The organism is Paenalcaligenes sp. (assembly GCF_030152715.1).
In the GTDB taxonomy this organism is placed as follows: Bacteria; Pseudomonadota; Gammaproteobacteria; order Burkholderiales; family Burkholderiaceae_B; genus Paenalcaligenes; species Paenalcaligenes hermetiae.
In genome coordinates, this window is record NZ_JASLIX010000052.1 from 30,172 (window position 1) to 53,626 (window position 23,455).

Annotated in this window: 25 protein-coding genes; 19 read left to right on the forward strand and 6 right to left on the reverse strand. The window is 49.1% G+C overall.

What is annotated here, in order from left to right; genetic code table 11:
• Positions 1-12 precede the first annotated feature (12 nt).
• Entirely contained in the window at positions 13-948 is a 936-nt protein-coding gene (locus Q1V74_RS04500) for a glyoxylate/hydroxypyruvate reductase A (protein ID WP_300647240.1), read from the reverse strand.
• A gap of 166 nt (positions 949-1,114) precedes the next feature.
• Here Q1V74_RS04500 and Q1V74_RS04505 point away from each other — a divergent pair, with 166 nt between their 5' ends.
• Genes Q1V74_RS04505 through Q1V74_RS04540 form a run of 8 tightly spaced genes read left to right on the forward strand, consistent with a single transcriptional unit; the run spans position 1,115 to position 7,593 of the window.
• Positions 1,115-1,846 (forward strand): YebC/PmpR family DNA-binding transcriptional regulator, encoded by a 732-nt coding sequence (locus Q1V74_RS04505; protein ID WP_300647243.1) that lies wholly within the window; start codon positions 1,115-1,117, stop codon positions 1,844-1,846.
• Between the two features lie 37 nt (positions 1,847-1,883).
• Complete coding sequence (purD, locus tag Q1V74_RS04510) at positions 1,884-3,170, forward strand: phosphoribosylamine--glycine ligase (RefSeq protein ID WP_300647244.1); 1,287 nt, start codon at positions 1,884-1,886, stop codon at positions 3,168-3,170.
• A 2-nt stretch (positions 3,171-3,172) separates the two neighbouring features.
• Positions 3,173-4,099, forward strand: coding sequence for an oxygen-dependent coproporphyrinogen oxidase (gene hemF, locus Q1V74_RS04515; RefSeq protein ID WP_260650903.1), 927 nt, complete (start codon positions 3,173-3,175; stop codon positions 4,097-4,099).
• Positions 4,072-4,668 (forward strand): nicotinate (nicotinamide) nucleotide adenylyltransferase, encoded by a 597-nt coding sequence (nadD, locus tag Q1V74_RS04520; RefSeq protein WP_300647245.1) that lies wholly within the window; start codon positions 4,072-4,074, stop codon positions 4,666-4,668. Before hemF ends, nadD begins: the two co-directional genes overlap by 28 nt.
• An 8-nt stretch (positions 4,669-4,676) precedes the next feature.
• Positions 4,677-5,051: a ribosome silencing factor gene (gene rsfS, locus Q1V74_RS04525; protein WP_260650901.1), complete on the forward strand. Its 375-nt coding sequence runs from the start codon at positions 4,677-4,679 to the stop codon at positions 5,049-5,051.
• Positions 5,052-5,079: 28 nt separating this feature from the next.
• Positions 5,080-5,550, forward strand: a complete 471-nt coding sequence (rlmH, locus tag Q1V74_RS04530) for a 23S rRNA (pseudouridine(1915)-N(3))-methyltransferase RlmH (protein WP_300647265.1) — start codon at positions 5,080-5,082, stop codon at positions 5,548-5,550.
• Between the two features lie 4 nt (positions 5,551-5,554).
• Positions 5,555-6,997 carry a pyruvate kinase gene (gene pyk, locus Q1V74_RS04535; protein ID WP_300647247.1) on the forward strand — a complete coding sequence of 481 codons (1,443 nt, stop codon included), beginning with the start codon at positions 5,555-5,557 and terminating at the stop codon, positions 6,995-6,997.
• A complete protein-coding gene (locus Q1V74_RS04540; protein ID WP_300647248.1) occupies positions 6,991-7,593 on the forward strand; it encodes a Maf family protein in 603 nt (200 codons plus the stop codon). Before pyk ends, Q1V74_RS04540 begins: the two co-directional genes overlap by 7 nt.
• Here Q1V74_RS04540 and Q1V74_RS04545 read toward each other — a convergent pair.
• The 4 genes from Q1V74_RS04545 to Q1V74_RS04560 are packed head-to-tail and all read right to left on the reverse strand — an operon-like array spanning position 7,585 to position 11,335.
• On the reverse strand, positions 7,585-8,973 hold the full coding sequence (locus tag Q1V74_RS04545; RefSeq protein ID WP_300647249.1) for a YdgA family protein: 1,389 nt from the start codon (positions 8,971-8,973) through the stop codon (positions 7,585-7,587). The genes Q1V74_RS04540 and Q1V74_RS04545 overlap by 9 nt on opposite strands.
• The gene (locus tag Q1V74_RS04550; protein WP_300647250.1) at positions 8,970-9,833 is read right to left on the reverse strand and encodes an NAD(P)-dependent oxidoreductase; all 864 of its coding nucleotides are present in this window, start codon (positions 9,831-9,833) and stop codon (positions 8,970-8,972) included. Before Q1V74_RS04550 ends, Q1V74_RS04545 begins: the two co-directional genes overlap by 4 nt.
• Before the next feature lie 51 nt (positions 9,834-9,884).
• Positions 9,885-10,862 carry a 4-hydroxy-3-methylbut-2-enyl diphosphate reductase gene (gene ispH / locus Q1V74_RS04555; protein WP_300647251.1) on the reverse strand — a complete coding sequence of 326 codons (978 nt, stop codon included), beginning with the start codon at positions 10,860-10,862 and terminating at the stop codon, positions 9,885-9,887.
• Positions 10,859-11,335 carry an FKBP-type peptidyl-prolyl cis-trans isomerase gene (locus Q1V74_RS04560; RefSeq protein WP_260650893.1) on the reverse strand — a complete coding sequence of 159 codons (477 nt, stop codon included), beginning with the start codon at positions 11,333-11,335 and terminating at the stop codon, positions 10,859-10,861. Before Q1V74_RS04560 ends, ispH begins: the two co-directional genes overlap by 4 nt.
• Before the next feature lie 60 nt (positions 11,336-11,395).
• Between Q1V74_RS04560 and radC the strand changes: the two genes are divergently transcribed.
• From radC to Q1V74_RS04575, 3 genes are all read left to right on the forward strand, one after another.
• Positions 11,396-12,073, forward strand: coding sequence for a DNA repair protein RadC (radC, locus tag Q1V74_RS04565; protein WP_300647252.1), 678 nt, complete (start codon positions 11,396-11,398; stop codon positions 12,071-12,073).
• A gap of 164 nt (positions 12,074-12,237) precedes the next feature.
• Positions 12,238-12,501, forward strand: a complete 264-nt coding sequence (locus Q1V74_RS04570; protein WP_260650891.1) for a type B 50S ribosomal protein L31 — start codon at positions 12,238-12,240, stop codon at positions 12,499-12,501.
• A gap of 116 nt (positions 12,502-12,617) precedes the next feature.
• Positions 12,618-14,369 carry a glycosyltransferase gene (locus Q1V74_RS04575; RefSeq protein ID WP_300647253.1) on the forward strand — a complete coding sequence of 584 codons (1,752 nt, stop codon included), beginning with the start codon at positions 12,618-12,620 and terminating at the stop codon, positions 14,367-14,369.
• Here Q1V74_RS04575 and Q1V74_RS04580 read toward each other — a convergent pair.
• A complete protein-coding gene (locus Q1V74_RS04580; protein ID WP_300647254.1) occupies positions 14,366-15,622 on the reverse strand; it encodes a class I SAM-dependent methyltransferase in 1,257 nt (418 codons plus the stop codon). The two genes, Q1V74_RS04575 and Q1V74_RS04580, sit on opposite strands and share 4 nt — an antisense overlap.
• A gap of 128 nt (positions 15,623-15,750) precedes the next feature.
• On the opposite strand from Q1V74_RS04580, the gene Q1V74_RS04585 reads away from it, so the two are divergent.
• The 8 genes from Q1V74_RS04585 to Q1V74_RS04620 form a co-directional block, all read left to right on the forward strand.
• On the forward strand, positions 15,751-16,956 hold the full coding sequence (locus tag Q1V74_RS04585; protein WP_300647255.1) for a Bcr/CflA family multidrug efflux MFS transporter: 1,206 nt from the start codon (positions 15,751-15,753) through the stop codon (positions 16,954-16,956).
• Between the two features lie 170 nt (positions 16,957-17,126).
• Positions 17,127-17,363 carry a 50S ribosomal protein L28 gene (rpmB, locus tag Q1V74_RS04590; RefSeq protein ID WP_300647256.1) on the forward strand — a complete coding sequence of 79 codons (237 nt, stop codon included), beginning with the start codon at positions 17,127-17,129 and terminating at the stop codon, positions 17,361-17,363.
• Positions 17,364-17,405: 42 nt separating this feature from the next.
• A complete protein-coding gene (gene rpmG, locus Q1V74_RS04595; protein ID WP_077733623.1) occupies positions 17,406-17,573 on the forward strand; it encodes a 50S ribosomal protein L33 in 168 nt (55 codons plus the stop codon).
• A gap of 157 nt (positions 17,574-17,730) precedes the next feature.
• Positions 17,731-20,385 (forward strand): leucine--tRNA ligase, encoded by a 2,655-nt coding sequence (gene leuS, locus Q1V74_RS04600; protein ID WP_300647258.1) that lies wholly within the window; start codon positions 17,731-17,733, stop codon positions 20,383-20,385.
• 6 nt (positions 20,386-20,391) lie between these two features.
• Positions 20,392-20,997 carry an LPS assembly lipoprotein LptE gene (gene lptE, locus Q1V74_RS04605; protein ID WP_300647260.1) on the forward strand — a complete coding sequence of 202 codons (606 nt, stop codon included), beginning with the start codon at positions 20,392-20,394 and terminating at the stop codon, positions 20,995-20,997.
• A 6-nt stretch (positions 20,998-21,003) separates the two neighbouring features.
• Positions 21,004-22,008, forward strand: a complete 1,005-nt coding sequence (gene holA / locus Q1V74_RS04610; RefSeq protein ID WP_300647261.1) for a DNA polymerase III subunit delta — start codon at positions 21,004-21,006, stop codon at positions 22,006-22,008.
• A 45-nt stretch (positions 22,009-22,053) separates the two neighbouring features.
• A complete protein-coding gene (locus tag Q1V74_RS04615; RefSeq protein ID WP_300647262.1) occupies positions 22,054-23,334 on the forward strand; it encodes a glutamate-5-semialdehyde dehydrogenase in 1,281 nt (426 codons plus the stop codon).
• Positions 23,334-23,455, forward strand: a 122-nt coding sequence (locus Q1V74_RS04620) for a CopD family protein (RefSeq protein WP_300647266.1), incomplete at its 3' end; no start/stop codon positions are given. The genes Q1V74_RS04615 and Q1V74_RS04620, both read left to right, overlap by 1 nt.

Genomic DNA, 23,455 nt, shown 5'->3' on the forward strand with positions numbered 1-23,455 from the left:
GTCTATTGGCGATTAATACATACGACTTCTATCCACTAAACCACTGACTGGCTGATTTTGCAAAAGGGCTTGCATTTTTTGATGGATCTGTTGTGCTGTGGGCTCACGCAGTGACACTCCAGAAATATGAGGTGTGACATGGATACGGGGGTGTCGCCAAAAAGGATGTGTCTGCGGCAATGGTTCTATATCAAAAACATCGAGCAAAGCACCCGTTACATGCCCAGAATCAAGCATATGAATCAGGTCTTGTTCTACAATATGAGGGCCTCGCGCCATATTGATCACAAAGCCTTGGGGCTGTAACTGCGCCAACGCCGCCTGATTAATAATACCGCGCGTCTGTGGTGTCAATGGCAACACATTTACCAACACACGGCTTTGTTGTAAAAAGGCTGAAAACTGCTCCTGCCCTGCAAAAAACTGGATTCCTGAGTCCGCAGCGCGAGCCGTACGTGTCCACACAGATACGGGATAGCCCAGCTGATGTAGTACTTGTGCGACCTGACGCCCAATTTGTCCATAACCCATTACGCCCACAGGCCATTGTTTTCTATAAATAGGCTCTTGTTGTAACCATTGTTGCTGAGCCTGCTGCTTTACATAAGGTGCAAAGCGTTGTGTCGCAAGCAACATGCCATAGACCGCATATTCAGCCATTTGCACTGCCATACCCGCATCCTCAACGCGATAAACGGGCACAGAGTCTGGAATTTGGCTAAAATCAATACCATCCACGCCAGCGCCAATGTTAAATATGGCTTGTAAACTGGGTTGGTCCTGAAACAGTTGTACCGAAGGCCGCCAGACCACGGCAAAATCAGCTGGTGCTTGATCTGCTTGTGGCTCCCAAGCGAAAAACGACCAGTCTGGCTGTAACTGTTGAAAAACCTCCACCCACCGTTGGTTGGACTCAGCCCGACCCACTGCCACGACTACGCTAGGCATATAACCTCCTTAAAGTGTTACCATAATGGATTTTATCCATCTCGTTATACAATAAGATCATATTTACTACACCGCTTTTATCAGTGTAGTCCACACTCGGGCTTAAGCACGGATTCCCTTACCGCGCTTAACACTTTTCTATCCACTTTTACTTTTGGTACTTGTTATGGCTGGTCACAGTAAATGGGCTAATATCCAACATCGCAAAGGACGTCAAGACGCAAAGCGCGCGAAAATCTGGACTAAAATCATCCGCGAAATTACGGTCGCGGCACGCGAGGCAGGCCCTGACCCCGAGTCGAATCCACGCTTACGTTTAGCCATGGATAAGGCCACTGCCGCCAACATGCCTAAAGACAACGTTAACCGCGCCATCCAGCGCGGCGCAGGTGGTGCCGATGAAGGCAACTACGAAGAAGTACGTTACGAGGGTTATGGTGTAGGCGGCGCTGCCGTCATTGTGGATTGTTTAACCGATAACCGTAACCGTACAGCTCCCGAGGTCCGTCACGCTTTTAACAAACATGGTGGCAACCTAGGGGTAGATGGCTCCGTTGTTTTCCAGTTTAAACATTGTGGACAGTTTATCTTTGCCCCTGGCACCAGCGAGGAGGCCGTGATGGAGGCAGCCCTAGAGGCCGGTGCCGAGGACGTAATTACCGACGAAGAGGGCTTGATCGAGGTCATCTGTGCCCCCTCTGATTTCAGTGCCGTAAAAGATGCATTTGCCGCAGCGGGGCTAACACCAGAGGTCGCCGAGGTCACCATGAAAGCAGAAAACGAAACCGAGCTCGAAGGCGAAGATGCCATCATGATGCGCAAGCTGCTTGATGCTTTAGAGTCTCTTGACGATGTCCAAGAGGTCTACACCACAGCTGTGATGGACGAAACCGAATAATATTGACTGATCAATCTACTACCCTCTTTATTCCATTATGAAGCTATTAGTTATCGGCGGTGGCGGCCGTGAACATGCCTTGGCATGGCGCCTCACTCAATCACAACGCGTACAATGCGTTTTTGTTGCTCCTGGCAACGGCGGCACCGCCCTTGGTGAGCGCATGCAAAACATAGCAATCACCGAGGTTGCCGAGCTGGTTCAGTTTGCCCAAGACAATCAGATCGCCTTTGCTGTCGTCGGCCCCGAAGCCCCCTTAGCCGCTGGAGTAGTTGATGCGTTTCGTGCTGCTGGACTCAAAATCTTTGGTCCTACCCAAGCCGCTGCACAACTAGAAAGCTCTAAGGAGTACGCTAAAGACTTCATGCAGCGTCACCAGATTCCCACAGCAGCCTATGCCACATTTACCGATTTAGAGCAGGCTAAAGCTTATATCCGTGAACAGGGTGCTCCTATCGTGGTCAAAGCAGACGGTCTTGCCGCTGGTAAAGGGGTAATTGTCGCCATGACCGAAGCCGAGGCCTTAGCTGCGGTTGAAGATATGCTTGGCGGAGGCGTTTTTGGCTCGGCGGGGGCACGCGTCGTTATCGAAGAGTTTCTTACTGGTGAAGAGGCTAGCTTTATTGTGATGGCCGATGGCAAGCATGTCTTACCCATGGCCACCAGCCAAGACCACAAACGCCTTAAAGATAACGACCAAGGCCCAAACACAGGTGGTATGGGCGCCTATTCACCTGCCCCCATCGTCAGCCCCACCTTGCACAATCGCATTATGCGCGAAGTCATTCATCCCACGCTACAGGGTATGGCTAAAGAAGGCATTCCTTATACTGGCTTTTTATATGCAGGGCTAATGATTGGCGATGGTCCAGATGCCACACGCCCTCTTAAAGTACTGGAGTACAACTGTCGCCTTGGTGATCCCGAAACGCAACCCATTATGATGCGTATCAAAAACGACCTAACAGAGGTCTTTGAGCTTGCTTTAGCAGGCAAACTGGATCAAGCCCATATCGACTGGGATCGACGTACCGCTATCGGCGTCGTCATGGCCGCGGCTAACTACCCAGAATCCCCCCGTCTTGATGATACGATCCAAGCTTTACCGGCCGATTCAGATAGCTGCATGGTCTTTCATGCGGGTACTACCTTAGATAATGGGGTACTAAAAACCTCAGGTGGGCGCGTATTGTGTGTCACGGCACTGGGCGACTCCATTCGGCGTGCACAACAAACCGCTTACGCCACAATATCTGACATTCATTTTGATGGTAAACAGTTCCGCAGTGATATTGGCTGGCGCGCTTTACCAACCAACGAATAATTATGACAAGTTTCTCTGTACAACCGGTTTATGACTATCTAACAGGGTTACAAGAGGCCATCATCCGTCAACTCGAAGCGGCGGATGGGGCTTCTTTTGTTACCGATCGCTGGGAACGCGAAGAAGGCGGTGGTGGCATTTCTCGCTATCTAGAAAATGGGCAGCTTTTTGAGCGCGCCGCCGTCCTATTTAGCCATGTAAAAGGCTCTCAGCTTCCTCCTTCTGCTAGCGCACAGCGACCTGAACTAGCCGGTCGCCCTTGGGAGGCCATGGGGGTATCTTTGGTGATTCACCCACGCAACCCCTATATCCCCACTACCCATATGAATGTGCGCATGTTTGTAGCACACCCCACCAACGAGACGCAGGAGCCTGTGTTTTGGTTTGGTGGCGGCATGGATCTCACCCCGTACTATCCCTTTTTAGAAGACGTAGTACATTTTCATCAAACTTGCGCAGACTCACTGGCCCCTTTTGGCCCAGATAAATACCCCGCTTATAAAAAATGGTGTGATGATTACTTTTATTTAAAACATCGCCAAGAAACCCGAGGGATCGGTGGTATTTTCTTTGATGATTTAAATACCCCTGACTTTGAACAAAGCTTCGCTTTAATCCGTTCAGTCGGTGACCATTTCACCAAAGCTTATATGCCTATCGTTGAAGCACGTCGTCATCTGGAATACGGCGAGCGCGAGCGCGATTTCCAAGCATATCGCCGAGGCCGCTATGTGGAATTCAATCTGGTCTTTGATCGCGGCACCTTATTTGGTCTGCAATCTGGCGGGCGCACTGAGTCCATTCTTCTTTCTATGCCTCCGATGGCCGCTTGGCGTTATTGTTGGAACCCTGAGCCCAATAGCCCTGAGGCTAAACTGTACGACTATTTAAAACCACGCGAATGGCTAAAAAACGCATCGGACTCTTAGGCGGGAGTTTTGATCCGGTACATGTTGCGCATCTGGCTTTAGCTCAAGCTGCGCAACAGCAGCTGCGCTTGGACGAGGTCCAATTCATCCCCGCCGCCCAGCCTTGGCAAAAATCACAGCTCGGCGCAAATAGCACACATCGTGTAGCGATGCTCGAGCTTGCCACCCAGCCTTACCCGACATTTAGAGTCAATACAACCGAAATCCAACGGGGTGGGCCAACGTACACATACGATACGGTGGCAACCCTTCCTGCTTCGGCTCACTATTTCTGGTTGCTGGGTGCAGACCAACTCCAAAACTTTACCAGCTGGCATCGTTGGCAAGATATTTTGCAACATGTGGATCTTGCTGTAGCGCAGCGCCCGGGTAGTGCGCTCACCCCGCCAGAGCAATTGTCTCACTACTTAGCCGAACACAATAAAAACATTCACTATATAGACTTTAAACCCAGCCCAATTTCCGCTACGCTGATACGAGAACGGCTACATCAAGATCAGTCCGTGGCGCAACTAGTGCCAGACAGCGTTTTGCACTACCTGACTCAACACCAACTTTATCAGCCATGAAAACACTTATGAACATAGAAGATCAACTCCGTCTTGTGGTCGATGCCCTCGAAGACGTCAAAGCCAAAGACATTAAAGCTTTTAACACCTCTAAACTCACCGGTTTATTTGATCGTGTTGTGATTGCTAGCGGAAACTCCAATCGCCAAACAAAAGCCTTAGCTGAAAGCGTGATTGCTGCCGCCAAACAAGCTGGTTTATCTGTGCTGGCCTACGAAGGAGCAGACACAGGAGAATGGGTTTTAGTCGATCTAGGTGACGTGGTTATCCATGCTATGCAACCGGCAATACGCGATTACTACAACCTAGAAGAAATTTGGGGTGAGGATCCCATTGAGTTGGACCTTAAGGTCGATCAAATGCCTAACCTATCGGATGACTAACTCAACGCCCTTAGGGGCGTTTACTGTAATGAAAATCACTATTATTGCCGTTGGTCAACGCATGCCAGACTGGGTAACTACCGCATGGCAAGACTATAGTCAACGTCTTCCCGCGGATTACGCCCTAGAGCTCAAAGAAATCAAACCAGAACCACGTACGACGGGTAAAACCGTCGAGCAAATGATGGCTGCCGAAGCCAAGCGTATTGAGCAAGCCATTCCAACTCATGCCCACGTCGTCGCCTTAGATGAACGCGGTCGAGCCCTTACCACTATGCAGTTAGCAGAGCAGCTCCAACGCTGGCGCGATCAAAGTCAAGATATTGCAATTATTATTGGGGGGCCAGATGGCCTCGATGCCAACCTTAAACAACGCTGTGCTCAAAAAATTCGCTTATCGGATTTAACCTTGCCGCACCCCATGGTGCGTGTTTTGCTGGCTGAGCAGCTCTATCGTGCTTGGTCGATTAACCATCATCACCCCTATCACCGGAGCTAACTCCATGGCAAAAAGACGCACTAAAATTGTTGCTACCCTTGGTCCTGCTAGTGATCATGAACAAGCCATTGAAAAACTCATTCTTGCAGGCTTAGATGTTGCTCGTCTCAATTTTTCACACGGAAGTGCAGATAGCCACCGTGAAAAAACTGAGCTCGTACGGAAAATTGCCGCTAAGCACGGTCGTTTCGTGGCCATTATGGGGGATTTACAAGGCCCTAAAATCCGTATTGCGCGTTTTGCCGACCAAAGCGTACAGCTAAAAGCTGGGCAATCCTTCACTTTATCGACCACGCATCCGATCGATGCCGGAACCAACACTATAGTAGCGGTCGAATACCCACCCCTTATCCAAGCTTGTCATCCTGGAGACGAGCTACTCTTAGATGATGGCAAGATCGTGCTGCAAGTCGAGCAGGTCGATGAGCATCAGGTGCAAACACGAGTGATCAACGGGGGCGAGCTCTCTAACAACAAAGGCATCAATCGTCGTGGCGGTGGCATCGCCGCACCGAGTCTTACGCCCAAAGACCGAGAAGATATCCAGCTTGCTGCCGAATTAGCACTCGATTATGTCGCGGTGTCTTTCCCTCGCTATGGCACCGACATGCAGCAAGCTCGATCACTTCTACAAGCGGCTGGCTCCGATGCTTGGTTAATTGCAAAAATCGAGCGTGCCGAAGCTGTTGCTGATGATGAAGCGCTTGATGATATTATTTCAGCTAGCGACGGCGTCATGGTAGCGCGCGGTGATTTAGGTGTAGAAATCGGCGATGCAAGATTAGTAGGCATTCAAAAACGGATTATCCAACATGCGCGTCGTTTAAATAAAATTGTGATAACCGCAACACAAATGATGGAGTCCATGACCCATAGTCCCGTACCAACGCGCGCAGAGGTCTCTGACGTGGCAAATGCGGTATTAGACTATACGGATGCCGTGATGCTATCGGGCGAAAGCGCCACCGGCCAATATCCAGTAGAGGCTATTACCGCCATGGCGCGCATTTGTGTTGGCGCTGAGGCCGAACCTACCAGCGGTATCTCTAAACACCGACTAGGGGAACATTTTGCTCGTTGTGACGACACCATTGCGCTTTCTGCTATGTATGCAGCTAACCACTACCCTGGTATCAAAGCCATTATCAGCTTAAGCGAAAGCGGCCGCACCCCCCTGATCATGTCACGCATCAAATCCTCTGTACCCATTTTTTGTTTTACACGCCATGCTAGCACCCAGCGCCGTGCGGCCTTATTTCGGGGGGTATATAGTGTAGCGTTTGATGCCAGCCAATATAACGATGCCGATATTGCCCCGGCAGCCATGCAAGAACTCTGCAAACAAGGGGCAGTACAACCCGGAGACTGGGTCATCCTAACCAAAGGCCAACTGGATACAGCCGGTGGCACAAATAGCCTACATATACTTCAAGTACCATCATGTTGATACAACAGCCTATTTATTTAGCTTCGGCAAGCCCGCGTCGGCATGAGCTACTTAAGCAAATCGATATCACTCACGAAGTCTTAATCGTGCCCACTCCCGCTGGCGAGGATGAACCCATTCATGCAAATGAATCTGCCATTGACTATGTACAGCGCACGGCGCACGAAAAGCTTGAGCATGCCAAACAATGGCATGCTCAGCAACCACAACTCTATCCCTGGCCCATTCTTTGCGCTGATACAACGGTCGAACTACAGGGGCAGATTCTGGCTAAGCCCAAAAACCTGCAAGAGGCGAAAGCGTTTCTCCAATTATTATCTGGGCAAGAACACCATGTCCACACGGCCATGTGCTTAAGCGTAGGGGAAAATCACTATAAAGCGCTCTCGACCAGCACCATTCGTTTTAAACCTCTAAGCCCAGCGGAAATAGACATATATTGTCAGAGCCAAGAGCCTCTGGGCAAAGCGGGTGCTTACGGCATCCAAGGTATGGCCGCCGCCTTTGTCACCCATTTAACAGGTAGTTATAGCGGCGTCATGGGTTTAGACTTGCACCAAACCTATCAATTGCTATTAAACGCAGGCCTAAAATAAGCCCCCCATTTGCATCGCAATAATCAAATACGCTAGCTCTTCGGCTGTAATCGGCTTTTGATTTAACAGTAGCTGATTGCTCTGTGCATCAAACTGTAAAGCAAAACGCAATGCATCCCCATCGTATTCAACTAGGTCCACCTCTTGCAGTTGTTCGGCAGAACGTGCTATGAGCATATCTGCTAAGCTACTCAAAATCGACTCCTCGGCAAAATACCCCTGAATCATGGAGCGAGATGTTTGCAACTGCATCTGCAACGAATCAACATAATGCGCAAGATCGATCCCTGAGCTCACATCCTCGTCCAGTGCGGTTGGAGCTAAATGCATGCGTAAAACCAGCTCACTGGTACCAGCTGGATTACTGAGTGTTAATTGATTTAGGTTTACCTCGGGCCGATGGGCTAAGAGCTTTTGTGCATAGGGCCGTATCGCCTCTTCGTCCATTTGCTCTAAATCAGGGTGCTGGCTTAGGGCATTTAATACCTGATAATCCAAACGCTTCACATCCACAGCCAACACGACTTGCCCTAAGTCATGGTCATCAATATAAATCTGCCCCAAGTCGTACTGCACAGCACTATCCAAGAGCTCATTATGCAATGCATAATCTGAAATCATTTGCAGATTATCCACCACCACCTGTGTACTCTGTCCCCAATCCATACGTAGCTGTGTGCTTTGAATACGAGCAGAAGCCTGCTGAGCAGAAGAAAAGCCACTTAAATTGCTTTCCAGCGTCGTTCCCAACAGCTGTATTTGTGTTTTATCTTCACCCTCTAACCAGCTAAGACTGGGCAAATCAGCCTGAACCTGTAACTGTTCTTTTTGGGACTGATACTGGATTTGTGCTTGGGCCGCGGTGGCTGTCAATTTATTCCCCGCCGCATCACTATAGTCCAAAGCCGCAAAATCCAACTGGCTCTGCGTTGCACCATCTAGCCCAATTACAGTTTTTGCCACCAAAGGTGCTTGATTTTGTGCAGCCTCAAACCACATCTGTACCGTATCCGTCGGCAATAAAGTGAACTCACTATAGGCTAACATGGGGCGCCAATGCCCATGCCCCAATGCAGTCAAGGGCAAAGGTCCATGCCGCAAATGGTCTTGGAATAAAATTTGATGCTTATGCTCTGCATCCTGCACAACCAATTCATAATTAATTTTGGCGCTAAACCAGTGGCGATCATAACTCACTACCCGCAGCTTGGCTTGGCTTTCCTCTAAGTTCACGGCTAAATGTGTTGCCACAGCAGCGTTTAACTGCTCTATCTGATGAGAAATTTCAGCCTCTGCTTTTTTCCCTAAATACCATGCTGACCCAGCATATACTGCGGCGAGCAGTGCCACCCCAGCTACGATCTTATGCGTTGCTTTCATTGTTTTCCTTGAAGTGTTTGAATAATATGCGACACATCGGCATGCACCAGACCTTGTTTGGCAGCCAGCTGATAAAGCTGATATACCGTGTGACTCACCGGCATTGCTGTCTGCTGCAGAGTAGCTAAATCGGTAATCGCTGTTAAATCTTTTAGCATTGTTTGCACTGTAGCTGTCGCCTCGCTCGGTAGATTATGCATACGCTCTACAAAAATAGGCAAGAGCGTCGAATCAGCCCACCCTCCGGCCAGCGCAGTTGCTAGCTGCTTGCTATCAATATGTGCTTCTTGGGCTAAGCATACTGCTTCGGCAATCGCTGCAATGGTGGCCGTAACAATAGTTTGATTGCATAGTTTTGTCACCTGCCCTGCCCCCACTGCACCCATATGGGTAATACGCGCCGCATAGGCCTGCAAGTAAGGCCGTACCTGTTGTAACGCTGATGCTTCCCCACCGACCATCACCGCCAAAGTTCCAGCTTCCGCCCCCGCCGTTCCACCTGAAACAGGGGCATCTAACCATATCCACCCTTGAGGCAAGCGCGCGGCCAGCTGTTTAGTTTGCTGTGGGGAAACCGTAGCATGATCCACGATAATTTTGTTTGCACTCGTGACTGACGCTAACCCTTGCTCACCATACATAACCGTCTCAATAGCGGCAGCATCAAATAAGCACATTAAAATAATATCGGATTGCGCAGCTAACTGCGCAGGAGTCGTTGCTAGCTGTGCACCTTGTTTAATTAAATCATGGGCTTTTTCTGAACTACGATTCCATACAGTGAGCGTATGACCTGCTTGCAAAAGCCGCTGACACATAGGCAACCCCATACGGCCCAAGCCTACAAAACCTACTCGCATCCTTGTCTCCATAAAAAAGCGCGCTATGAGCGCGCGCTTTCATGGCCCCTTTTAAACTGAAGGGGCATTTTGAGTTTTTCTTGATAGTTCTCGCGGCAAAGGAAAAGCAATGCTTTCTTCTACACCATCAAGATTACGTACCGATACCGCACCCAGGGCTTTAATACGCTCAATAACCTGCTGCACTAGCTCCTCTGGTGCCGAAGCACCTGCCGTAATGCCCACACGCGGACGGTTTTCTAGCCACTCGGGCTGAATCATCTCCGGATCGTCCAGCAGATAAGCGGGAGTCCCCATGCGTTCGGCAACCTCGCGCAAGCGATTCGAGTTTGAACTATTAACACTTCCTACGACCAGCACCACGTCTGCCTGTGGCGCCATAAATTTCACTGCATCTTGTCGGTTCTGTGTGGCATAGCAAATGTCGCTCTTTTTGGGCTCAACAATATTAGGAAAACGCTGACGTAAAGCATTGGCAACTTCAGCCGCATCATCAACCGATAACGTGGTCTGCGTCACAAAAGCCAAATTATCTGGATCTGAGACCTGTAAATTGTGCACGTCCTCTACGGTTTCCACTAAAAACATGCCCTCGGTCGCCTGCCCTAATGTGCCTTCTACCTCAGGGTGACCTTTATGACCGATCATAATGATCTCTCGACCATCTGCTCGCATCTTTGAGACCTCGCGGTGGACTTTGGTCACCAAAGGACAGGTAGCATCAAATACGGTTAGGCCACGACGTGCGGCTTCCTCTCGGACCGCTAGCGATACCCCGTGAGCTGAAAATACCACAATGGCTCCTGCTGGTGCCTCGTCAAGCTCTTTAATAAAAATCGCCCCTTTATTGCGCAAATTTTCAACAACATAGCGATTATGTACAATTTCGTGACGTACATAAATTGGCTTGCCATGTAGTTCTAAAGCACGCTCTACAATATCAATAGCTCTATCTACACCAGCACAAAAGCCACGGGGCTGGGCCAGCATAATTTCCATATTTTCTAATGATTCAATCTGAGGCTTCATAGTATTCCTAAAATCTGTACGTCCAAACGAATTTGAGCGCCGGCTAAGGGATGATTAAAATCAAATAGGGCTTCGTGCTCACCCCACTGTTTTAGCACACCAGCGTAACGTATTCCGGTTGGAGCTAAAAACTCCACCATATCCCCGGGCTGATAATTCGATTCGGGGTCTGTTAAGTCTTCTAACATGCTTTTGCTTACCCACTGCACTAAAGCAGGATTGCGCTCGCCATACGCTTGCTCTGGCTCTAAAACACAGCCAAATGTCTCACCCTCTTTTTTACCTAATAGGGCCTGCTCCAAACCTGGCGCCCACTGCCCGACCCCCATCTGTAAGGTGGCGGGCTTGCCGTCAAAGGTATTCGCAAAGATTGTTCCACCGGCCGGCCCCGAGAAAATCTGAATGCAATAGTGCAAAGTTAAGTAAGAATCCGCATGGACAATTGGCGGTACTTCATGGTTATTCGCGCTCAAGGTCTGTCACCCTAATAAGTCATTAAATCCTAATTTCATTGGCTTATTTTAATGCTTACTATGACTTATAACAGTAAATCCCTAAATGATGTGCGGCCTCGTGAACGTTTATTGCAGTCCGGTCCTCAGGCGCTAAGCGATGCTGAGTTATTAGCCATCATTTTACGCACTGGCACTCCTCAATTGTCAGTATTGGCTTTAGCACAACAGCTTTTAGAGCAACTTGGTGGTTTACGCGGACTTTTAGCAGCGGAAACCCAATCCCTTTTACAACAAAAGGGCATAGGCGTCGCTAAAGCCTGCGAATTACAAGCAATAGGTGAAATCAATCGACGCGCTCTTCAGCAAAGTCTAAAACAAGGGCCTGTCATGAACCAACCTAGCTTGGTTAAAGATTATTGCATCGCTCGCCTAGGACACCTAACGATAGAGCACTGCATCGCCTTGTACCTAGACAATCAACTTCACCTGATTACCAGTGAAGAGGTTTCAAGAGGCACATTATCTCAAGCCTCCGTGTACCCAAGGGAAATTGTGAAATCGGCCCTCAAGCACCATGCTGCTGCGCTTATCTTGGCACATAATCATCCCTCTGGCGTACGCACAGCGAGTGCCGCTGATATTGCTCTTACTCAGCACTTACAAAAAGCACTCTCCTTAGTCGATATTCGGCTCATCGACCACCTGATTGTTACAGCTGGCCACGCCGCCTCTCTAGCAGAGCAGGGTGTACTCTAAGCCATTCGCTTTTCCACAACAAAACCCTTGACCGCCTTTAATTACGTACAAATAGGCTTTGCAAAATCCTTTCTAAATGATAAAATCTTTGGTTTTACAGGATACGTGGCAGATTGTTGTTATTCCATCTGTTGGCGGTCCGCTTTAAACAACAGGATAACATCATGAAAGTAGGCATCCATCCCGAATACCGCGAAGTGGTGTTCTTGGACCAGCAAACTGGTAACACATTTATCACACGTTCTACCGTTAACACTCGCGAAACTATCGAGCTCGACGGTAAAACTTACCCTCTTTTCAAATGTGACGTAACCGCTGAATCCCACCCCTTCTACACGGGCGCACAAACTCGCATCGTCGAAACAGGTCGTGTTGAAAAATTCCGCGCACGTTTCGCTCGTACTGCAGGTACACGCCAAAAAGCGTAATTGCTCCATCCAAAAAAGCAGCTGAACTCAGCTGCTTTTTTTATGCCTACCCCATTTCGCTATTCAACCCAATATGCTTTAAGATATGGCTCTTGTGTTAGCTTTATTATCATGTTGTGTTGAATACTACTCCTACCTCTACCCCCGCTCGCCTTACCACCCCTGCAGCCAGCAAGTTGCCGCGCGCGCTACTATGGGTTGTAGGCTTAATATATATTCTAGCGGGCTTGTTTTTCCGTGACCCTTGGAAAAGTGATGATGTTATTGGCTTAGCAGCCATGCTCTCTGCCCTACAGCAACCCAACTGGCAAGCCATCATCACGCCTCAAATCGGCGAACTTGCCTACGCCGAAGGCGGACCACTACATATTTGGCTAGGAGCCCTAAGTATCTATTTACTTAGCCCCTTTTTTCAATGGTTTAGCTCAGAGCTAGACGCCAACATCCTAGCATCACGTCTACCCAATTTACTCTATTTTTTAATACTCATCACCACCTTATGGCAAGGCGTATTTAGACTAGCCAAACAAAAAGCCGCACAGCCTTTACCTTTGCCATTTGGCGGTGAGCCCTCTCCCATTGATTATGGGCGCATGATCGCCGATGCCGCGCTTCTTCTGTGCGTGGCCACCATTGGTATTCTTTGGCGCCTGCATGAAACCTCTGCCGTACCATTAAGTCTAGCGCTCTACTCCAGTGCGCTATATGCGCTTAGCTTATATAGCAAACGCCCACGCACGGCTACTATTCTACTCACACTAGCCCTAGCCGGCACCTTGCTCAATCAGGGCTTAGGGGCTGCTTTTAGCTTAGGCGTTGGCATTATTCTCGCCTTCGTTCTATGTGTAAGCTTACGACCTTATGCCAAACAGCTCCTCTGGGTTATCTTCGGGACAGCACTACTCTGTAGTTTATGGATATTACCTGCCCAGCAGTCTAACTATTGGTGGCAACAATGGTGGCTCTGGCATCAGGCTCAGCTCCATTGGCCAGATCCCTCTTCTATCTTACGCTCTGGGCGTGATTTGCTCTGGTTCTTATGGCCAACTTGGCCGCTTGCCTTGATCGCTGTATGGCAGTGGCGTGCGTGGTTACGCTTTGCGCATATTGCTATCCCTCTGAGCTTAGCTATTGGTCCTTTATGCTATTTACTCTTTGCGCAACAAGCGTTTGAGCCTGAGTATACCTGGCTAGTCATCCCAAGCGCCACGCTTGCCGCGTTTTCTTTACCTACTTTACGTCGGGGGGCGATCAATAGTTTTGACTGGTTTGCAGTCATGTGTTTCTCATTAATTACTGCCACGATCTGGTTAGGTTGGATTGCTTTACATACAGGTTGGCCCCCAAAAATTGCCCACAGCATTGCGCGCCAAACCCAAGGGTTTGACACCAGCATCGCTTGGCCCGCACTTGTGGTCGCTATCATCGGCAGCTTGGCTTGGCTAATGCTAGTGCTTTGGCGCTTACGCACCCATCCCCCAGCTCTTTGGCGAGGTACGGTGCTTTCAGCTGGCGGCCTAATTACGGCTTGGCTGTTGCTTGTAACGCTTTGGATGCCCGCACTGGATTATGCGCGTAGCTACCGCCACGTTTCCCACCAACTTGCTCAACAAATCCATGCCTTAACGCCCAATAGCTGTGTACGCACCGTCAATCTAGGTTTAGGCCAGCGCGCCTCTTTTTATGTGTTTGATGCGCTTAACTTTAGTTTTAACTCAAAGTGCCGTTATATTTTGCAGCAAACCTCACCAAAGCTAAGCGCTAGCGAGCAAGACATCTTCCCATTCCCTACCACCGAAATCTGGCGCGGCCGTCGTGGTGGGGATCGTAATGAAATGTTCCGGCTCCTTGATACACAAGCTTTTTAGCGCGAACCATAAATATAAGCCCTACGCCATGGGTAGCTCTGGTCTTGAGGGTAGTCCAACTCATCAGAGCGCCCCCCTTGGCTAGGTTGGGCCAATACCTGATGCAAGGAAATCCAACCATGCTCAAAGCCCATCGCACATCCGGCCAAGTACACCCGATACGCTCGCAATGAGCGCTGCCCTTGCTCACCCTCTAAAAGGCGTTTAGCTTCATCCAAGTTTTGCTCTAACGCGTCGCTCCATGCCCACAAAGTGCGAGCATAATGTGGACGCAAGTTTTCTATATCTAACGCCTCTAGCCCCCCTTCAGCCAAATGACGCAAGACATAACTAATATGGGTCAGCTCACCGCCTGGGAAAATATACTTTTCGATGAACTCGCCCATACCCGCCCCGAGCTGGGTATGCTCCACGCCCCCTGAGGTAATACCATGATTCATAACTAAACCACCTGGGCGTAGTAAACCACGAATACGAGCAAAATAATCAGTGAGTTGAGCTCGCCCCACATGCTCAAACATTCCAACAGAAGCCATTTTGTCAAAAGGCTGATTCGTGGGGAGCCGACGATAATCCAAAAGCTCCATACGCACACGTCCACTTAAGCCTTTTTGCTCTATCAGCTGATTCACATAAGCATGCTGATTGCGTGACAAGGTAATACCGGTAGCCTGTACCCCATAATGCTCTGCAGCCCACAACAACAACCCGCCCCAACCGGCACCCATATCCAAAAAACGTTCACCCGGCTGCAAATTTAATTTACGACAAATCAGATCCAGCTTAGCTTCTTGCGCTTGCGCTAATGAAAAATCCGGCTCCGCATAATAAGCGCATGAATACACACGTAAAGGATCTAACCACAACGCATAAAAATCATCAGATAAATCATAATGAAATTCAATTTGCTTTGCATCACGCTCAATAGAGTGACGCCACACTGATCGCAAGCGGTGGATCAGTTGTGTAAACGCTCCCGCTTTTGCCTGATTAATCGGCGTATCAGGTAAAATCGCCGCCGCAGCCTGCATTAAATCACGCATCGAACCAGAGAAATCGAAATCCCCAGCCACATAATCCTCTCCAAGTAAGCCTACCTGACCTGCTGCCAAATGCGCCAGAGCCCCTGTGGTTTTAGCATGTACAGTTAGCCTTGGATCCGAATGGCCAACTTTAGAACCATCAGGTAACACCAACAAAGTTGGAATAGGTAAACGATCGATCACGGACTGGATCGCTGCATTAACGCTCATTTTTCTACCTCCATGATGTTGTACAAAATGGGGTTCCATGGCCGTACACACTGTCAGGAATCCCCGTATTGATTCATGCTGCGTGCTACTATGTCGAACTCTTACTGGTTGCTTATACTGTCTCTATTATGCCTGACACCTCCTCTCGCCACCTTACACGTCAATTCCCAGCCTGGCTGGTGCTCATGGGCTTATTGACCGCTCTTGCCCCTTTGGCTATTGATATGTATTTACCTGCATTCCCGGCTATTGCCAGTGACTTGCACACCACAGAAGGAAATGTAGAACGTACTTTAGCCAGTTATTTACTAGGCATGGCATTAGCCCAGCTTTTTTATGGCCCAATTGCAGATCGCTTTGGGCGTAAGCTCCCACTGATTTTTGGACTTGCTCTTTTTAGCATTGCCTCCTTTGCGGTGTCTTTTAGTCATGATATTGAGCATCTCATGTGGTGGCGTATCGCTCAAGCTTTTGGAGGGGCTGCTGGCGCTGTTATCCCTCGTGCCGTTATTCGAGATCAGCTTGATACGCGTGATGCCGCTAAAGCGCTTTCACTCATCATGTTAATTATGGGCGCCACCCCCATCCTAGCACCCATTATTGGTGGCCAAATCTTAGTTTTTGCACATTGGCGGGTCATTTTTTACGTTATTACACTCTGCGGCGCTTTACTCTTGCTAAGCGCAGCCTTTTTTATGCGCGAGACTCTAGCCCCAGAAAACGTTAACCCGTTGCGTGTAAGCACCATTGCTCATAACTACAAAGCATTATTTTTACATCGTGGCTTTTTCTTTTACTCTTTAGCTGCCGCTTTTGGTTCTGCTGGTATGTTTGCCTACATCAGTGGCTCCCCTCGTACATTTATTAGTGTTTTTGAAGTTCCTACTCACTGGTTTGGCTTTTTATTTGGGCTCAATGCATTTTGCTTGATATTATCCTCCCAAATTGGCGCCCGTTTACTTAACCACTTTACCCCCCAACAACTGCTATCTGTCGCTCAAAACCTACAGCTTGCTATTGTATTAACTGGGTTAATGTTTACGCTTTTCGGTATAATCAATGTCTATGGCGTCATGGCGATGCTCATGGGTTTTATGGCCTGCCAAGGCTTTATTAACCCCAATGCTGCCGCCCTTGCCTTATCCGAACAGGGTCACCGTCTTGGGGTGGCCTCTGCCCTAATGGGTACACTCCAAATGCTTTGTGGTGCTCTCGCTGGTCTTAGCGTCAGTCTATGGCAAGACCTCTCTGCTATACCGCTTGTTGCTGTCCTTGCGGGCTGCGTCAGTATTTCGTGGTTTTCTGGTCGCAGAGCACTACAACAATCAAGCTAGTACTTGATTTACGCTGGTTTTCTATATTAGAATACTTTGTTTTATGAACTACTATAGCCTAAATAGTGAATGGCTTAATTTCATTATTTAGTGTTGTGCTTTAATGCGCCCGTAGTAACCCATTTTACTGCAAGCGCGGAAGCCGATTTAGACTCTAAAGGGGTATAACCATGGCACGCGTATGCCGAGTTACCGGAAAACGCCCAATGGTGGGCAACAATGTTTCTCACGCAAACAACAAAACCAAACGTCGTTTTTTGCCTAATCTACAATCTCGTCGTTTCTGGGTAGAAAGCGAAAACCGCTGGGTACGTCTACGTGTATCCACCCAGGCTTTGCGTCTCATCGACAAAAATGGCATTGATGCTGTTTTAGCCGATATGCGCGCTCGCGGCGAACGCGTTTAATCGCTCGCTTATTTCTCACAGCTACTTAAAAGGATTTACATCATGGCTAAAGGTATACGCGAGAAAATTAAACTCGAATCTTCCGCTGGTACTGGTCACTTCTACACCACGACTAAAAACAAGCGCAATACGCCCGAAAAAATGGTCATCAAAAAATTTGACCCTGTGGCACGCAAACACGTCGAGTACAAAGAAACTCGTTTACGTTAATCACTATTCACTTTAGTGTACTAACGACATAAAGCCCTGCTCACGCAGGGCTTTTTTGTGGTCAGGAATTTGTTCCTACCTACTGGCGCAACTTTTTTTGCCCCGTATAATGTAAGGGTTATTCTTTATTCATTCCTTATTTGGTCTCTCATATCTCATGCAGGAAAGTTATCATCCACACGAAGTCGAACGTGCTGCCCAACAAAACTGGCAGGAACGTGATGCCTACCGCGTAGTAGAAAACGCTACCAATCCGGACGGCAGCCTAAAACCCAAGTTTTACGCATGTTCTATGCTCCCCTATCCTAGCGGCAAGCTGCATATGGGTCACGTGCGTAACTACACCATTAACGACGTCATGGCACGTCAACTACGACTGCGTGGCTATAACGTTCTGATGCCCATGGGATGGGATGCTTTTGGCATGCCCGCAGAGAACGCGGCAATCAAATCACAGGTTCCCCCAGCAAAATGGACCTACGACAACATCGCCTACATGAAAAAACAAATGAATGCGATGGGGTTGGCTATCGACTGGTCGCGCGAAATGTGTGCCTGCGACCCAGACTACTACAAATGGAACCAGTGGCTATTTTTAAAAATGCTCGAGGCGGGGATTGCCTATCGTAAAACCCAAGTCGTTAACTGGGACCCTGTCGATCAAACCGTGCTGGCCAACGAACAGGTGATCGATGGACGCGGCTGGCGCTCTGGTGCTTTGGTCGAAAAACGCGAGATCCCTGGCTATTACTTAGCCATCACCAAATACGCCGACGAGCTTCTGGAGCATACGCAACAGCTCGACGGCTGGCCTGAGCGTGTGCGTACCATGCAAGAAAACTGGATTGGCAAAAGCTTTGGGGTACGCTTTGCTTTTACACACACCATTCGCGACGACGCTGGTCAACTTATCCAAGACGGTCGCATGTATGTGTTCACCACCCGCGCTGACACCATCATGGGGGTTACCTTCTGCGCTGTCGCGCCCGAGCACCCAATCGCAACCCAAGCGGCTCAATCCAACCCTGAACTGGCTGCTTTCATTGAAAAATGCAAACTTGGCGGTCAAAGCGAAGCCGATATTGCTACTCGTGACAAAGAGGGAATGCCCACCGGCTTATTTGTCACCCACCCCATCACCCAACAAGCAATTCCTGTTTGGGTCGGTAACTATGTACTCATGAGCTATGGCGATGGCGCTGTAATGGGTGTGCCTGCTCATGATGAGCGTGACTTTGCCTTTGCACTCAAATACCAGCTTCCTATACAGCAAGTCATTCAAGTCGGTGACCAGGTCTTCTCTGACACCAAATGGCAAGACTGGTATGCCGATAAAGACAACGGTGTAACCGTTAACTCCGGTGACTACTCTGGGCTAAGCAGCACAGAGGCCATCGACCGTATCGCCGACTACCTTAAGCAACAAGGCTTAGGCGAGAAAAAAACCACTTACCGCTTACGCGACTGGGGCATTTCCCGCCAACGCTACTGGGGTACACCTATCCCCATTATTCACTGCGAGGACTGCGGCCCTGTACCCGTTCCAGAAAAAGACCTACCTGTAGTCTTGCCTGAACACTTAATCCCAGATGGTAGCGGCAACCCACTTAATAAAGACGAAGACTTCTTGCGATGCCAGTGCCCCTCTTGCGGCAAAGACGCTCGCCGAGAAACCGACACCATGGATACTTTTGTCGATTCATCCTGGTATTTTATGCGTTATGCCTCCTCTAATAACAACGAGGCCATGGTCGATGCGCGTAACGAGTACTGGATGCCTATGGATCAGTACATTGGTGGGATTGAGCACGCGGTCTTACACCTGCTCTATGCTCGATTCTGGACCAAAGTCATGCGTGATCTTGGGTTAGTAAAGTTTGATGAGCCTTTTACCCGCTTACTTACTCAAGGTATGGTTCTGAACCATATTTATACTCGTCGTACACCTCAAGGGGGTATTGAATACTTTGGTCCAGATCAAGTCGACAACATCTATGACGACAAGGGCAACATTATTGGCGCACGCCTAAAATCGGACGGCTCCGAAGTCAATTACGATGGCATCGGCACCATGTCCAAGTCAAAAAATAACGGTGTAGACCCCCAACATCTTATTGACGAGATGGGGGCCGATACCGCTCGATTGTTTATCATGTTTGCTAGCCCACCAGAGCAAACCCTAGAGTGGGCTGAGTCAGGCATTGATGGTGCAAATCGCTATTTACGCCGCTTATGGAATTTTGCTTATAAACACCAAGAGGCACTAAAGCAAGGCGCTGGCCAAGCCATACCCGCCGATCTAGATACTAAAGCCAAAGACCTACGCCGTGAAATTCACGCTATCCTAAAACAAGCGGATTACGACTACCAGCGTATTCAGTACAATACCGTTGTATCTGGGGCCATGAAAATGCTCAACACCCTAGATCATGCCCAGCTTGAAGCCAACGCCGCCCATCATGCGACATTAGCGGAGTGCTTTTCAATCCTATTACGCGTACTGTACCCTGTAGTACCTCACATTACGTGGAAACTCTGGACCGATCTTGGCTATCATGAGCACTTTGGCGACTTGCTTGATGCGCCATGGCCAAAGGTCGACGAAGCTGCTTTGGTGGCCGATGAAATCACGCTGACCCTACAGGTCAACGGCAAACTACGTGGCAGCCTGACCGTTCCCGCAGATGCCGACAAAACGGCCATTGAGCAAGCTGCGGTCGCTCATGAAGCCGCTCAGCGCTACCTCGAAGGCAAAGCGCCTAAACGTATTATTGTGGTTCCAGGCCGCCTCGTTAACATTGTTGTAGGGTAGTCCATTATGAACGCCAACTCGACTTCTATCTCAGCTTTCGCACGCTTCGCACTTGTCTTGTTGGCGCTCAGCCTGCTGGTCAGCGCCTGTGGCTTCAAACTCAAACAAGCCCAAGCGCTGCCATTTCACTCTCTCTACACCAATATCGCGGAAAACTCGGCTTTTGGCGCGCAATTACGGCGTATGGTGTCAGCTAATTCACCACAACTACGCTGGACTAACAGTCCAGAACAGGCCTCTGCCCAGCTTCTAGCAATCAATCAAAATCGCTATCAACGAGAGCTTTCCTTAGATCCTAACGGAAATGTGGAAAATTACGAGCTCCTCTTATCCATCGAGTTCACTCTTATCGATCAAAACGGGCATGAGCTAATATCACCCACTACACTCACAGCGATTCGAGAAATTCCTAATAATCCTAACGCCGTTCATGCCACTCGCATGGAAATTCAAAGCGTTTTTCAACATATGGAATTATCATTAGTAGAACAAATGATGCGACGCTTGAGTGCTGACGAAGTCAAACATGCTTATATGCGTAGCCAGCAACAGGACTCCTTACCCTTGTTACCAGACGCTAACCCGCCCGCCTCAGCAACCTCTTTTGATTAAGCGACTATGTCTCGTGGCTCTGCGCTTCAACCTCTCAAACCCATTTATGTAGTAAGTGGTGACGAGATACTTCTTCATATTGAGCAGTGTGATGCCATTCGGGCTGCTGCTCAACAACAAGGCTACACCGAACGCCATCGCTATGTCATGGATGCGCGCAGCGACTGGGCTACCATTTTTGAAAATACTCAAGCACTCTCTTTATTTGGTGATAAACGCTTTATCGATATTAGCCTTGCTACAGGCAAACCCGGTCGTACTGGTGCTGAAGCCATCGGACGCCTTTGCGAACAATCCCAAAGCGATGACCAAGTCCTTTTGTTTCAGCTCCCACGTCTAGACCGAGCTACTCGTAATAGCAAATGGGTTAAGCAACTACAACAATACGCGCAATGGATTGAGGTGCCCTCCATCCATAAAAACCAACTACCGCAATGGCTCCAGCAACGCGCACAACAGCAAAAGCAATCTTTACATAAAGATGCACTGTATTGGCTCGCCGACCAAGTGGAAGGCAATTTACTCGCCGCCCACCAAGAGCTCAAAAAAATGGAGCTCCTCTACCCTAGTGGTGAGCTCAGTCTCGAACAAGTACAGGCTGCCGTTTTAAACGTAGCTCGATATAATATCTTTGACCTGCGTGATGCCATGCTCGCAGGCCATGCAAAAAGAGCGCTCACCATTTTGCATGGTTTACGTGGCGAAGGCGAGGCCTTGCCCTTGATTTTATGGGCAATTGGTGACGAGATCCGCCTCCTTGCGGCTTTGGCCGCCTTACAACAAAGCGGGGCTAACCCCCAATCCTTTTTTAAACAAAATCGGATTTTTGGACAACGTGAGCAACAGCTGCGACAATGCGTACAACGCCTGCCCGCCTCTATTTGGCCAGCGGCGGTACGGCATGCTCACGATTTGGATCGACTTATTAAAGGTGTCCCTGCTCCCGGTCAAATTCAAGACCCCTGGGAAGAAGCCGCGCGCCTATGTTTACGTATTGCTCTGGCCGCTTAAACGCGCTACGGCGATTTTATTCGACTGATTTACTGGTGTACTGCTATGACAGAACAAAACCTTGACGCTTTGGCCCAAGATATGCTGCGTATTGGCCAACAGGCACGCACCGCAGCCAAAACCATCCGTAATGCCTCGGATGCACAAAAATCAAAAGCCTTACTTGCTATGGCTGATTTAATCGAGGCGAATCGATCTCAACTACAAGCAGAGAATGCCAAAGATATCGAAGCCGCCGAAAAAAATGGTTTAGAGACCGCTCTTGTAGATAGGCTAAAACTGTCGGATCACGCTCTAAATACCATGGCAACGGGCTTACGCCAAATCGCCGCCATGCCTGATCCCGTTGGTTCCCTAGGCCCCACTATCAAACGTCCTAATGGCATGGATGTCGCTCAAATGCGGGTGCCTTTAGGGGTGATTGGTATTATTTATGAATCCCGCCCAAACGTGACGATTGACGCCGCTGCGCTCTGTCTAAAGTCTGGAAATGCCACCATTCTTCGCGGTGGTAGCGAGGCCTTTCATTCTAATCAAGCACTCGGGGCAATTATTCGTCAAGGCCTTATTGCAGCGGGGTTACCAGAGCATACTGTACAAGTCATCGGCACAACCGATCGCGGTGCCGTAGGCCACTTAATTACAATGACCGACTATGTGGATGTGATTGTGCCGCGCGGGGGCAAAGGCCTTATTGCACGCTTAAGCGCAGAAGCCAAAGTACCCCTCATCAAGCACCTAGATGGTAACTGCCATCTTTACATTGATAAAGATGCGCATGTAGAAAAAGCACAGCGTATTGCGATCAATGCCAAAACCTATCGCTACGGTATTTGCGGCACCATGGAAACGCTCTTGGTACATAGCGAAATTGCACCAGCCGTATTGCCAGATTTAGCCCAAGCCCTTCAAGATAAAGGGGTAGAGCTACGCGGCTGTGAAAAAACACAAGCGCTGGTTAGCGGCATTCTGCCTGCAACCGAAGCAGATTGGGAAACGGAGTACTTGGCTCCCATCTTAGCTATACGCATTGTGAGCTCCATCGATCAGGCCATGGATCACATCGCTCAGTACAGTTCCGAACACACGGAATCCATTGTGACCGAAAACCTAGAGGCTGCACGTCGCTTTCAACGCGAGGTCGACTCCAGCTCCGTTTATGTCAACCTACCCACTTGCTTTGCTGATGGTTTTGAATACGGTTTAGGCGCAGAAATCGGCATCTCTACCAACCGTTTGCATGCACGCGGCCCCGTCGGCCTTGAGGGGCTCACCACCCAAAAATGGGTGCTTACAGGTAATGGTCAACTACGTGGACAAAACTAATGGCATTTTTGTGGCTTAAAGCTCTACATATTCTACTCGTGACCGCTTGGTTTGCGGGGCTGTTCTACTTGCCCCGCATCTATGTCAATATGGCACAACCACAGGATACGGCCACGATGCA

Bases quoted from the DNA above. Each gene is read 5' to 3' on its own strand.
- Q1V74_RS04500 (WP_300647240.1), bottom strand. From the start codon at position 948: ATGCCTAGCGTAGTCGTGGCAGTGGGTCGGGCTGAGTCCAACCAACGG.
- Q1V74_RS04505 (WP_300647243.1), top strand. From the start codon at position 1,115: ATGGCTGGTCACAGTAAATGGGCTAATATCCAACATCGCAAAGGACGT.
- purD (WP_300647244.1), top strand. From the start codon at position 1,884: ATGAAGCTATTAGTTATCGGCGGTGGCGGCCGTGAACATGCCTTGGCA.
- hemF (WP_260650903.1), top strand. From the start codon at position 3,173: ATGACAAGTTTCTCTGTACAACCGGTTTATGACTATCTAACAGGGTTA.
- nadD (WP_300647245.1), top strand. From the start codon at position 4,072: ATGGCTAAAAAACGCATCGGACTCTTAGGCGGGAGTTTTGATCCGGTA.
- rsfS (WP_260650901.1), top strand. From the start codon at position 4,677: ATGAACATAGAAGATCAACTCCGTCTTGTGGTCGATGCCCTCGAAGAC.
- rlmH (WP_300647265.1), top strand. From the start codon at position 5,080: ATGAAAATCACTATTATTGCCGTTGGTCAACGCATGCCAGACTGGGTA.
- pyk (WP_300647247.1), top strand. From the start codon at position 5,555: ATGGCAAAAAGACGCACTAAAATTGTTGCTACCCTTGGTCCTGCTAGT.
- Q1V74_RS04540 (WP_300647248.1), top strand. From the start codon at position 6,991: ATGTTGATACAACAGCCTATTTATTTAGCTTCGGCAAGCCCGCGTCGG.
- Q1V74_RS04545 (WP_300647249.1), bottom strand. From the start codon at position 8,973: ATGAAAGCAACGCATAAGATCGTAGCTGGGGTGGCACTGCTCGCCGCA.
- Q1V74_RS04550 (WP_300647250.1), bottom strand. From the start codon at position 9,833: ATGCGAGTAGGTTTTGTAGGCTTGGGCCGTATGGGGTTGCCTATGTGT.
- ispH (WP_300647251.1), bottom strand. From the start codon at position 10,862: ATGAAGCCTCAGATTGAATCATTAGAAAATATGGAAATTATGCTGGCC.
- radC (WP_300647252.1), top strand. From the start codon at position 11,396: ATGACTTATAACAGTAAATCCCTAAATGATGTGCGGCCTCGTGAACGT.
- Q1V74_RS04570 (WP_260650891.1), top strand. From the start codon at position 12,238: ATGAAAGTAGGCATCCATCCCGAATACCGCGAAGTGGTGTTCTTGGAC.
- Q1V74_RS04580 (WP_300647254.1), bottom strand. From the start codon at position 15,622: ATGAGCGTTAATGCAGCGATCCAGTCCGTGATCGATCGTTTACCTATT.
- Q1V74_RS04585 (WP_300647255.1), top strand. From the start codon at position 15,751: ATGCCTGACACCTCCTCTCGCCACCTTACACGTCAATTCCCAGCCTGG.
- rpmB (WP_300647256.1), top strand. From the start codon at position 17,127: ATGGCACGCGTATGCCGAGTTACCGGAAAACGCCCAATGGTGGGCAAC.
- rpmG (WP_077733623.1), top strand. From the start codon at position 17,406: ATGGCTAAAGGTATACGCGAGAAAATTAAACTCGAATCTTCCGCTGGT.
- leuS (WP_300647258.1), top strand. From the start codon at position 17,731: ATGCAGGAAAGTTATCATCCACACGAAGTCGAACGTGCTGCCCAACAA.
- lptE (WP_300647260.1), top strand. From the start codon at position 20,392: ATGAACGCCAACTCGACTTCTATCTCAGCTTTCGCACGCTTCGCACTT.
- holA (WP_300647261.1), top strand. From the start codon at position 21,004: ATGTCTCGTGGCTCTGCGCTTCAACCTCTCAAACCCATTTATGTAGTA.
- Q1V74_RS04615 (WP_300647262.1), top strand. From the start codon at position 22,054: ATGACAGAACAAAACCTTGACGCTTTGGCCCAAGATATGCTGCGTATT.